This is a genomic window from Bradyrhizobium sp. LeoB3 (assembly GCF_055456055.1).
The window spans coordinates 41,327-52,021 of the sequence record NZ_JBVBEF010000060.1; the positions used below are offsets into that span (position 1 = coordinate 41,327).

The window sequence follows — 10,695 nt, forward strand, 5'->3', positions numbered from 1 at the left end:
TCGCGTCATCCCTCACGCCGGCACTGGCGCCGCATCGGCCTTGACCTTGGCAAACGGCCTGAACGTCAGCGCGATCAGGAACGCGCCAAGTCCAACCGCCCAGGAGCCGATGTAGAGCCAAGCGTAACTGGCGAAGGTGTCGTAGATCAGACCTCCCGCCACCGGCCCTGTCGCCATGCCCAGGCTGCCGGCCATGGCCGTTCCGCCAATCACGGTGCCCATCATCCGCAACGGAAAATTCTCCCGCGCAAGCACGGCATAGAGCGGCATGGTGCCGGCATAGATGAAGCCGAACACCGCCGCAACGGCGTAGAACGCGGAGAGCTCCCGCACGAAGGCATAGGCGAGCGCGCCGAAGGCCTGCGCGAACAGTCCCGAAACCAGCACGCGCTTGGCGCCAAAGCGGTCGCCGAGCAGGCCGAACGCGATACGGCCGCCCATCCCCGCCAGACCCTCGACGCTATAGATCGTGACTGCGGCGATCATCGGTATCCCGCAGCTTATCGCATAGCTCACGGTGTGGATGATCGGTCCCGAATGCGTGGCGCAACAGAAGAAATTGGTCGCAAGCAGCACGATGAACTGCGGCGAGCGCAGCGCTTGCGCCAGCGACATCGCCGGTTGCGGCTCGCCTTCGCCGGCGGCAGGGGCGTGTTCGCGTTCGAGCGCCGGCGGGCGGCGCACCAACAGCGATACGGGAATCATGATGCAGGCGACAGTAACGGCAAGGATCTGAAGCGAGGTTCTCCAGTCATGGATCGAGACGAGCCAGGCCGCGAGCGGCGACATGGTCATGGGCGCCATCCCCATGCCTGCCGAAACCAGCGACACGGCAAGGCTGCGATGGGTATCGAACCAGCCGGTGACGCAGGCCATCATCGGCGCGAAGATCGCGGCGGCCGCGCCGCCCACCATCAGGCCGAAGATGAATTGAAACGCGACCAGCGATGAGGCAAGGCTGGCCAGCCCAAGGCTTGTCGCAAGCACGATCGAGCCGGTCAGCACCACCGGCAGCGGCCCGAGCCGGTCGGACAAGGTCCCCCAGATCATGCTGGTGAACGCCATCGCGAGGAAGCCGATGGTCATGGCGCTGGACACGCCGGTGACCGACCAGCCGGTGTCCCGCGTGATCGGCAGGAGAAAAACCGGCAGCGAGAACATCCCGCCGATGGCAACGCAGCCCAGAAGCCCGCCGGCTCCGACAATCACCCAGCGATAGTGAGCATCCTTCATTTCCTGTCTCCACTGCAGCTATCCCTGGCTCCAAGACGAACGCGAGGCGCCAAAGACGACATGCAGGGGCTCACTTTTTTGCGAGGTCGCAGAAGGCGCTCAGAAAGAACCTGGCACCGTCTTCAGTGGACATGATCGATCTCCGTTCGGCGCGAGCCTTTGCGGGCAGTCAGCCGCGCGTGAAAGTCGGCGCTCAGCGCCGCCAGGGTAACTTCGCCAAGACGCGCGAGCAGAAGCGCCTCCGCATCGTGAAATGCCTTGTCGAGCGTTGCATTGACGGCCTGTTCGACCAGGCAATCCGGCGCGTCGGTCCGATTGCCTATCGCAAGCAATGACGGGCAGCCCAGCGCATCATAGACATCGCGCAACGTCACCTCTTCGAGATCGCGCGCGAGCACCCATCCGCCGCCATGGCCCTTTTCGGATCGGACGTAGCCGCAGTCGCGCAGCCCCGCCATGATCCGCCGGATCACGACCGGATTGGTGCACATCGCTTTCGCCAACACCTCCGATGTCACCGGCCCGCCGTGCTCGGCCATGTGCAGCAGCACGTGAAGCACCCCAGATAGTCGGCTATCTCGTCTCATGTAACTTCAAATAGTTCGTGATGATTCATTGGTCAACCACCCCCTCGCCTATCTCGGCTTGACCAGCGGCAGGAACACGGTGTCGACCCAAGCTTTTCGCAAGGCCGGCGGCGGCGCCGAAAAGTTCATGATGACGTGGTACCGAAACAGGTCACCGAGCAGAGAAGCCACCGGAGGCGTCAGCTTTGCTGCATCGATCTCGCCGCGCTTCACGGCGCGTTCCAGAATAGCCGAGAAAGGTCGTGCTCCACCTTCGATGAGAGCGGCGTGCAGATCCTTCGGTGTCGACCAGTTCTCCGAGAAATAATTGCTCGAAAACAGGGTGAAGGCCGCCGCCGTTCCGGCGGCGCGATCAGCCGCACGCTTCAGAAACTCCAGCAGCTCCGTCCGGACATCGCCTCGATCCGGCACCTCCAGCGGGTGCTTCGCCATTTGCTGCCGAATGGCAGCGACGGCAAGCGGCGCCTTCCCGTCCCATCGGCGCGCAAGCACGGGACGGCTCGTCCCCGCCCTTTCCGCGACCGCCTCCATCGTCAGCCCGGCATAACCGCGCTCGGCCAGTTCGAGCCACGCGGCCTCCAGGATTGCCTCTTCCAACTCCGCGCCGCGCCGCCGCTCGCCCATAACTATGCTCACTCTAAATAAGATGCATTAATGCATCTTGACTCCGCATCCTGGTTCCAACTAGATGCATCAATGCATCTTATGCCCGGAGCCACGCTGTGACAAGAACGCCCCATTCGTGGCTTCGAACGATATCTCTGCCATTCGCTCTGACGGTTGCCGGATGCGCTTCCATGCCTCAGAAAACGGCGGGCACGCTGGCAACCTACAACAATCTGGGAGAGCAGAAGGGCATGCTCTCGAAGTCGAGAAATTACGTCGACGCCAACGCAATGGCGTCGGTGAAAACCGTACGCATCGTTCCGACGACGTTTGCCCATGGCGCGTTGGCGCAGGTGAAGGCGGCGCAGGATCGCGCGCTGGTCGCAAACGCACTTGATCGCGAGGTTTGTGTCGCGTTGAGCGACAAGTTTCAAATCGTCTCGTCACGTGAACATGCCGACCTGACCGTTCGAACTGTCGTCACCGACGTATTGCCGACCGACAAGGCCGCAGCCGGCGTGTCGACAGCGGTGACCTTGGGCACCGGCGCAGCCTTGCCGGTCAGCGTTCCGCGTCTTCCCATTGGCCTGGGCGGCCTTGCCGTCGAGGCCGAAGCCATCGACCGGAGCGGCGTGCAGCGCGCTGCGATGGTATGGGCCCGCGGTGCGAATTCGATCATGGACAACCCTCGCGTTTCCGAAGTCGGCGACGCCTATGGCTTGGCAACCAAGTTCGGCAACGAGTTCTCGCGGATGCTCGCGACCGGCAAGGAGCCGGGAGCCCTGGATATCTCGCTGCCCTCCGGTCAGCGCGTGCAGTCGTGGCTGGGCGGCGAACCGAAATATGCGACATGCGACAATTTTGGCCGCGCGCCCGGTCTGGCGGGACTTCTCGCCGGCAAGATCGGCGCCCCGCCGGAGTGGACCGACAAGACTCCGCAAGTCGCCCGCGACTCCGGAAGGCCGTAGATGTCGTCCCTGCGGTCACTCTCCGCCTCCGCTCTTCGAACTGCGGCGCAATCCGCCCTTCGCTCGCTCATTGCAAATCAGCCATCTCGTATAGCGGCCGGATTTCGATCTCGCTCGGTCCGGGCATGGGATTGGGGCAACGCTTTACCCAGGCGACCGCCTCGTCCATGTCCTTGACTTCCCAGAGCCAGAAGCCGGCTACCAGCTCGCGGGTTGCGGCGAAAGGCCCGTCGACGACCGTCCGGCTGTGACCATCGAACGCAATACGCTTACCCTGCGAGGACGGTTTGAGGCCGTCGGCGGCGAGCATGATGCCGGCCTTACGCAGCTCATCATTGAATCTGCCCATCGCCTCGAGCATCTCAGTCGTCTCGGGCGTGCGGACAAAGCCCTTTTCGCTGTCTTCGGTGGCCTTCACGAGCACCATCACACGCATCGCCTGTCTCCTTGTTGTTCGAGCCGGCCTCATCGGCTTGGCATCGGAACGACGAACGGGATCTTCGTAGGTCGACATCGTCTCGCGATTTTTTTGACGGTTGAGAGAGGATATGAGTTCGCATTCTCGCGACGCGTTGCGTCCGAGCTTTGTGTCACTTTCCACCCTCTCATCGAATAGAGGGCGCAGGGAAAGCCGGGTGCCGGTTGCACCCATGGGTCCCGTGCAGCAAAAAGCACGGGGGTAGGACCACAGGTTCAACCGAAGCATTCCGGCTTTCCCTGCGCGATGGTTTACGGCTTACTTCGTGCTCTCCCCGGTGACCGGGCTCTTTTGCCACCGTCATCTCTCGCACGAACTTCTTCGCGCAAAAAACTTAGCGCCAGCGTCGGGGCGCCAGGACCACACGACTTCGCCGTCCGCGGATGTTGCGTTCGTCTTTCGCAACAGCCGCGTCCACCGCATCTCACCGCAACGTTCGTGACGATCGCGACCCGCCCCTCTTCTCGGGTGAGACGCGCGGAGTCATAGCGATGATTTGCCCGACGGGTTAAGCGATTTATTTCTGCGCGAAGGGATGGACAGACTTTTGGTGATTTGCCCGTCGGGTTGATTTGTCGCACGCTGCGCGCCAAGTCCACGCTTGTCATTCCGGGGCGCCCGAAGGACGAGCCCGGAATGACGGCGGTGGTTTTGGCTTCAAGCGACCGGGTGCGCGGGCCGAGAATGGGCACGACGCCTTTTGCCAGCAGCCATCCAAGTGCGACCTGCATCAGGGTTGCTCCGACCTCAGTTCGTTCGTGGCGGTTACCGTCCCTACTCAATCGACGATCTCGGGCATCGCAGCAGGCGCGCCGCGTAAAGGGCGACGGAATATCTCGGCACAAGCTACGCCGGCGAGAGCGGCGCCGCCGCCGATCACGTGATAAGCGTGCACCGGCTCTCCAAGCAGAACGATGGCTCCGAGCGCGGTGAGGACCGGCAGCAGGTTCATGAAGACTGCACAGCGGTTCGGCCCAAGGATGTGAACGCCGCGGACCCACAAGAACGGAAGAACGACTGAAGCCAGTCTACCTGCATACGCGATCAGCGGCAGCGTGTCGGCGTTCAGCGATCGCATCGGCGCGGGCGTCGCCAGGAAGGCTGGAAACATAATCGCCAAGGCGCAAAGCGCCTGCATGTAGGTCGATTGCCACCCGGCGACCGGAAGGCTCCAACGCTTCAACAGCACGCCGTAGAGCGCATAGACCAGCGCCGCCAGAAACATAAGGGGGTCGCCGAGGTGGACGCCGCTCTGCGCGAGCGATGCCGGATCGCCCGCACTGACCAGATAGACGAGCCCGAGAAGCGACAGGATTCCGCCGCCGACCATCCCGATGGTCGGCGCGTCCTTCAGCAGAAGCGCACTCAATGCCACGGTGAGCAGCGGCGTAAGCGCGGTGAACACGGCCATGTTGGTTGCCGTGGTGCTTTCCGCCGCGAGGTAGGACAGGCTTTGGAACAGGCACATGGCCAGAAAGCCAAGAATGGCGAATTGACCAAGATGAGGCCAGATCACCGCGCGATCTCGCCACGCTCCCCCTGCAACGAACGTGCTCATCAAAAGCACGGCAAGCAACAGACGATAGAATGTGATCACCTCCGGGCCGATCGTGTGGGCAGACATCCTGGAAACGATCACGTTTCCCGACCAGAGGACGATGGCGGAGAAGGGATACAGAAAGGCGAACTTGTTCTTCATGGCCGATGACGCGCTCATTGTTGAAGCCCGCGCTTACGACCTTTCACCACTGTCCGTATCGCTCTAGAGTGAACGTGGCTGTAGAGAATGGGACATGCAGAGCGATCCAACCCGCAAACATCTGGATTTTCACGACACCCGCCGCGCCATGGCTGCGATGGACGTCAACTATCCGGATGGCGCCTCGACGGGATGGCATTCGCATCCCAAGGGGCAACTGCTTTATGCGATCGAAGGTGTGATGATCGTGCGCTCGGCGGAAGGAACGTGGGTCGTTCCGCCGAACCGGGCGCTTTGGCTACCCGCAGGGCTGGAGCATGACGTGAAGATGTCGGGCGCCGTCAAAATCCGCACTGTCTTCATCGATGCGACGGCAATCCGACATATGCCGACGAAGAGCTGCGTGATCGACGTGTCACCGTTGTTGCGCGAACTCATCGTTGCGGCGGTTTGCATTCCGCCAGACTACCAGGACGGCGGCCGGGACGAACGCCTGATGCGCCTGCTCGCCGACGAGGTCACGGTGTCGGACGTGTTGCCACTGCATCTGCCTCTGCCGGGCGACGCCCGCATCAAGTTCATCTGCGAAGCAATGATCGATCAACCATCCGACATCTCGACCGCGGAACAGTGGGCAGCGCGATTGAACGTGACGGCCAAGACCGTACATCGATTGTTCGTCAAAGAAACCGGCATGACATTTGCGCAATGGCGCGAACAGGCGCGGCTTCTTTTTGCCCTCCGCAAGCTGGCAAATGGCGAGCGGGTCATCGATGTCGCATTCGATTGCGGCTATGCCAGCCAGAGCGCATTCACCGCGATGTTCCGGCGGCATTTTGGAAAACCGCCATCCGAGTTCTATTGCTGAACGACGCGCGTCTGCGAGGAACGGCGGATTACGCTTTCCGCCGCAGCTCTTCGAGCCGCGACGGAAAGCTAATCCGCTCTACGCTTGCTGTTGCTTAAAGTAATGCTCGCGGTGCCACTTCAGAAAATGCGGATGTGGGCGATCCGATATCCGGCGCGGCGCAAGCGCAAGGCCGGTCTTGTTGATTATGGATCGCACTCCGTCGAGATCGTTTGTGTGGCGCGAAATCAATATTTCCAGAATATCCGTGGCCGCGCGTCAGTCGCGCGATACGGACAGCCCCGCGAGAAGCGGGGCGTACGCGGCGAGCCTGCGGGACACGAACTCAGTGAAGAGCCGCACGCGCTTCGTCTTACGTGTCTCCCCCTGGGTGAGAAGCCAGAGCGTTCCGTACATGTGCAGGTCAGTGCCCGGCACCCTCACCAATAGGGGGTCGGCATCTCCGACGAAGCACGGCAGTTTCGTCATCCCGACCCCTTGCCGTGCTGCAACGATCTGCGCCTCGGCGTCTGGGGTCCTGAACGGAACCCCCGTGGTACGAACCTCTCCCTCGCGGGCCCAGTCCGGGAGTCCATGATTGTTTATGACGATCCACCGGATGGGATCAGACGCGCCCGCACGCCACGCGGCTAGTCGATCGCGCGACATGTAGACGCCGCCGAACAGCTCCGGTCCCATCAGACCGTGAAGATTGAGCGGCAGGGTCTTGCGGTCGGAGACGATGCGGATCGCGACATCGGCCTCTCGGTTGGTCAGATTGGCCGGCTCGCCGGACGACAGGATTTCCATCTCGATGTCCGGATGCATGCGCGCGAAATCGGCGAAGTCCGGCATGAGCAGGTGTGCCGCGAGGAACGGCGGCAGCGTCACCCGCAGAAGCCCCCTCGCGCTCTGGTCGCGTCCGAAGACGCGCGTCTCCAGCAAGTGCGACGACGCTTCCATCTGGTGCGCGAGCTCGATGACTTCCTCGCCAGCAGCCGTCAGGCGATAGCCCGAAGGCAGCTTCTCGAACATGTGCGCCCCGAGGTGTTCCTCGAACTGGGCGATGCGTCGCAGCACGGTCGAGTGGTTCACCCCGAGGCGCTCGGCGGCGGCCCGCACCGAGCCTTCGCGCGCGACGGCCAGAAAGTAGCGAACGTCATCCCAGTCGATCATGGTGCAATCCTGCACCGCGGGGTTTGCCTTCGAAAGTCCGTGCCCAACACCATCGAACATCCTCTCGAACGTGGGGTAGCACGGTCGGGGGATCACTGCCTATGCCGACGAGCACGGCCAATTCCGAACGGCGCGCACCGATCGCGGCTGGCGTCAGTCGTCCAGTCGGAGCGATTTCGCACCACGGATGTGCGCGCTTCCGCACTCAACACCTGACACGGGCAGACCCATTTCGGAGTTCTCGGGGAACCTCCCCGATCAGCCAAAGACGGAGTCTGAAGGAAAGTCATGGGAAAGCTTGAGGGTAAGGTTGCAGTCATCACGGGTGGATCGAGCGGCATGGCGCTGGCGAGCGCCAAGCGGTTCGTTGAAGAAGGCGCCTATGTTTTCATCACGGGCCGGAGGCAGGAGGCGCTCAACGAGGCCGTCAGGCTGATTGGCCGGAACGTGACCAGCGTGCGCGGCGACGCGGCCAATCTCGACGACCTCGACCGCCTGTTCGACACAGTCAAACGGGAAAAGGGCAAGATCGACGTCCTGTACGCGAGCGCCGGCACGGGCGAAGCCCTCCCACTGGGCGAGATTACCGAGGAGCATTTCGACTCGACCTTCGGCCTGAATGTGCGCGGCACGCTGTTTACGGTGCAAAAGGCGTTGCCGCTGTTCAACGATGGCGGATCGATCTTCATGACCGGGTCCGTTGCTTCGATCAAAGGTTTTCCTGGTTACAGCGTGTATGCGGCGAGCAAGGCGGCGCTGCACGCATTCGCACGCGGATGGCTCAACGAACTGAAGGGCAGGAATATCCGTGTGAACGTGCTGCACCCTGGGCCGATCGCCACACCGATGCAGGACCAAGTTCTCACCGAGGAGGCGAAACGCATGTTCGAATCCCTGATCCCGCGAGGAAAGATGGGTCGTCCTGAGGAAATTGCGGCGGCCGCGCTGTTTCTTGCGTCTGACGATTCCAGCTTCGTGAATGGGCTGGAGTTGTCTGTGGACGGCGGCTTCTCGGCCATCTGAAAACTGGAGAAGCGTTATGAGCTACGCAATTATAGGGTTCGGCAAGATAGGCCAGGCCCTCGCCCATGCATTCGCCCGCAAGAACCTCGACGTGACCGTCGCGAGCCGCCGGCCGCCCGAGGCGTTGGCGCCGCAGGCTCGCGCGATTGGCCCCACGGTCGTCGCCAAGTCGCTGCGGGAAGCACTCGAGGCCGACACGATCATCTTGGCGGTCCCGTTCGGGGAGCATCGCGAGGTTGCGAAGGCCCTGCCGAGCTGGAAAGGCAAGACGATCATCGACGCGATGAACGCGTTGCTTCCTCCCGAGGAGCTGGACGGTCTCCCGTCCTCCGCCTTCGTTGCGAAGGCATTCACCGGCGCCAAGCTCGTGAAAGGCTTCAATCACCTGATTGCGGCCACGCTGGCTGCCGATCCGATCGTCGAGGGCGGGCACAGGGTCGTCTTTCTGTGTGGTGACGACGAGGACGCGATCGCTCCCGTGATGGCTTTGGCCAAACAACTCGGTTTTGCACCCGTCAAGCTGGGAAAGCTCAACGAGGGTGGCGCGCTGGTGCACGCACGCGGCCGCGTTTGGGGCCAGCTCATCTTCCAGGATTTGTTCAAGAAGGAGCAGTAATCGAAGGCGTATGGAAGCTGTTCGAATCCTACCCCGCCGGCCGGGCTTTGGCGGACTAGTGAATAACATCTAGAAGCTCGCCGGGACATCCCGCTTGGACATTGAGCAACCCTGGGGCGGGTTAACGAAAGCGTAACCCGCCACTCCGGCAGCGCCGCTTGACCAAGGGCGATGGATTACGCCTTCGGCTAATCGACCCTGCGAGCAGCGACGGAAAACTGATCCGCCCTACACTCAACAAAGCCATGAGGGCGGAAGACAATGTTCATCGACGCCTGATGTGCTTTCGCGTGTGATGTCGCCGGGACAGCGGATGGCGAGGCCTGGACCTGCGAATGGGTGCGGCCGACGAAGGCTTTGGGCAGGCCTAGCTAGCGGCCGGCGTGAAAGCCCTTGAGGTCAAGACGTCCCGTAACGCCGTGCGGCCTCGATGGCCAGCACTGCGCCAATCGTCCTCCCCAGAAGTAGCGACGCTATTGTTGGACATAGCGGCGCAGAATTCTGATCTCGGCGTTGAGCGCGATGGAACGCGCTTCTGCGCCCAATCGCGCGAACTCGGCAGCGGACTCCACCCGCGCTTTCATCTCGCCCAGCAACACGGCGTGCACGTCTTCCTGCGTGAGCGCCCGACGCACACCTTCAGCCGATCCGTCGCTGAAGGAATGACGATCGACGGATGGACGCTCCTGACGAAGCGGCGCAGCTTCGGCGTTGTCGAGCGCCGCAACTAGCTCCCGAAGCACGGCAGTCTCGTCTTTGTCGCCCCGCTTCATAGCGGCGCGTAGGTCGCGGCGAAGCTGGGCTTTCATCGCCTCGCCCGCGTTCTCAGTCACAACGTCGTTCATATAACCTATTGCTCCTAATTGCTCCTTTCTATAAGAATTTTTGGGAACATTGTGGACTCTATTTTCATGTCAAACATGCTTTTGACGGTCGAACAGGCCGCCGAAGAGCTGAAAGTCCATCCCAAAACCGTCCTCCGGTACATTCGCGAAGGCCGCCTCCAAGCCACGCGGATTGGCAAGGCCTATCGTATCGACCGCGCCAAGCTTGACGCTTTCGCCGGTATGGCGAGTGGGCGGACCCGGCCTCCTCGCGATGTCCGTGCGACGGTTATTGTTGAGATTCCGGCCCTAACTACCGAAGCGGCCGAGCGCATGGCGACCTTTCTCGGCGCCGCGGCGCTGGGAGGCGACGCCGAAACCAGACCGCTACATTTCAACACGGCCTTTGATCCGACCGGCGGCGATCTGAAGATCGTGCTCATCGCTGCTCCGTCCGATGCAGCAAGGCTGCTCGAGCTTATCGAGCTGCAACTGGGACTTTCGCGATGAGAGATCCTGTCTTTCGCAGCGAAGCCGGTGCGGTGGAGGTCATGCGGGAATGAGCTATGGCCGAAATTGGGTGATGGGGCCGATCAGGCGGCGCGGTTAGCTGGCGTCGTCGATTCTGCGACGCCGTC

General features: G+C 62.1%; 12 protein-coding genes. 5 read left to right on the plus strand and 7 right to left on the minus strand.

Going from position 1 to position 10,695, the window contains the following annotated elements; translation table 11 throughout:
* Positions 1–12: 12 nt before the first annotated feature.
* From ACZXDY_RS30205 to ACZXDY_RS30215, 3 genes are all read right to left on the minus strand, one after another.
* On the minus strand, positions 13–1,233 hold the full coding sequence (locus ACZXDY_RS30205) for an MFS transporter (RefSeq protein ID WP_464348020.1): 1,221 nt from the start codon (positions 1,231–1,233) through the stop codon (positions 13–15).
* A gap of 122 nt (positions 1,234–1,355) precedes the next feature.
* The gene (locus ACZXDY_RS30210; protein WP_464348021.1) at positions 1,356–1,820 is read right to left on the minus strand and encodes an RrF2 family transcriptional regulator; all 465 of its coding nucleotides are present in this window, start codon (positions 1,818–1,820) and stop codon (positions 1,356–1,358) included.
* Between the two features lie 48 nt (positions 1,821–1,868).
* On the minus strand, positions 1,869–2,444 hold the full coding sequence (locus ACZXDY_RS30215) for a TetR/AcrR family transcriptional regulator (protein ID WP_130226795.1): 576 nt from the start codon (positions 2,442–2,444) through the stop codon (positions 1,869–1,871).
* A gap of 173 nt (positions 2,445–2,617) precedes the next feature.
* On the opposite strand from ACZXDY_RS30215, the gene ACZXDY_RS30220 reads away from it, so the two are divergent.
* On the plus strand, positions 2,618–3,394 hold the full coding sequence (locus ACZXDY_RS30220; RefSeq protein ID WP_051396963.1) for a DUF3313 domain-containing protein: 777 nt from the start codon (positions 2,618–2,620) through the stop codon (positions 3,392–3,394).
* A 67-nt stretch (positions 3,395–3,461) separates the two neighbouring features.
* On the opposite strand, the gene ACZXDY_RS30225 is transcribed toward ACZXDY_RS30220, so the two are convergent.
* Both ACZXDY_RS30225 and ACZXDY_RS30230 read right to left on the minus strand, forming a co-directional pair.
* Positions 3,462–3,830 (minus strand): YciI family protein, encoded by a 369-nt coding sequence (locus tag ACZXDY_RS30225; RefSeq protein WP_464348022.1) that lies wholly within the window; start codon positions 3,828–3,830, stop codon positions 3,462–3,464.
* An 820-nt stretch (positions 3,831–4,650) separates the two neighbouring features.
* Positions 4,651–5,589, minus strand: a complete 939-nt coding sequence (locus ACZXDY_RS30230; protein ID WP_464348023.1) for a DMT family transporter — start codon at positions 5,587–5,589, stop codon at positions 4,651–4,653.
* A 76-nt stretch (positions 5,590–5,665) separates the two neighbouring features.
* Here ACZXDY_RS30230 and ACZXDY_RS30235 point away from each other — a divergent pair, with 76 nt between their 5' ends.
* On the plus strand, positions 5,666–6,439 hold the full coding sequence (locus ACZXDY_RS30235) for an AraC family transcriptional regulator (protein WP_464348024.1): 774 nt from the start codon (positions 5,666–5,668) through the stop codon (positions 6,437–6,439).
* A 258-nt stretch (positions 6,440–6,697) separates the two neighbouring features.
* On the opposite strand, the gene ACZXDY_RS30240 is transcribed toward ACZXDY_RS30235, so the two are convergent.
* Positions 6,698–7,594: a LysR family transcriptional regulator gene (locus tag ACZXDY_RS30240; protein WP_464348025.1), complete on the minus strand. Its 897-nt coding sequence runs from the start codon at positions 7,592–7,594 to the stop codon at positions 6,698–6,700.
* A 288-nt stretch (positions 7,595–7,882) separates the two neighbouring features.
* Between ACZXDY_RS30240 and ACZXDY_RS30245 the strand changes: the two genes are divergently transcribed.
* Together ACZXDY_RS30245 and ACZXDY_RS30250 are read left to right on the plus strand one after the other, a co-directional pair.
* Positions 7,883–8,617, plus strand: a complete 735-nt coding sequence (locus tag ACZXDY_RS30245) for an SDR family NAD(P)-dependent oxidoreductase (protein WP_028165974.1) — start codon at positions 7,883–7,885, stop codon at positions 8,615–8,617.
* Positions 8,618–8,633: 16 nt separating this feature from the next.
* Positions 8,634–9,233, plus strand: a complete 600-nt coding sequence (locus ACZXDY_RS30250) for an NADPH-dependent F420 reductase (RefSeq protein ID WP_464348026.1) — start codon at positions 8,634–8,636, stop codon at positions 9,231–9,233.
* A 473-nt stretch (positions 9,234–9,706) separates the two neighbouring features.
* Here the strand turns inward: ACZXDY_RS30250 and ACZXDY_RS30255 are convergent, their stop codons facing one another.
* Positions 9,707–10,078 (minus strand): GatB/YqeY domain-containing protein, encoded by a 372-nt coding sequence (locus ACZXDY_RS30255; protein ID WP_130224769.1) that lies wholly within the window; start codon positions 10,076–10,078, stop codon positions 9,707–9,709.
* A 66-nt stretch (positions 10,079–10,144) separates the two neighbouring features.
* Here ACZXDY_RS30255 and ACZXDY_RS30260 point away from each other — a divergent pair, with 66 nt between their 5' ends.
* A complete protein-coding gene (locus tag ACZXDY_RS30260) occupies positions 10,145–10,567 on the plus strand; it encodes a helix-turn-helix domain-containing protein (protein ID WP_464348027.1) in 423 nt (140 codons plus the stop codon).
* Positions 10,568–10,695: the final 128 nt, after the last annotated feature.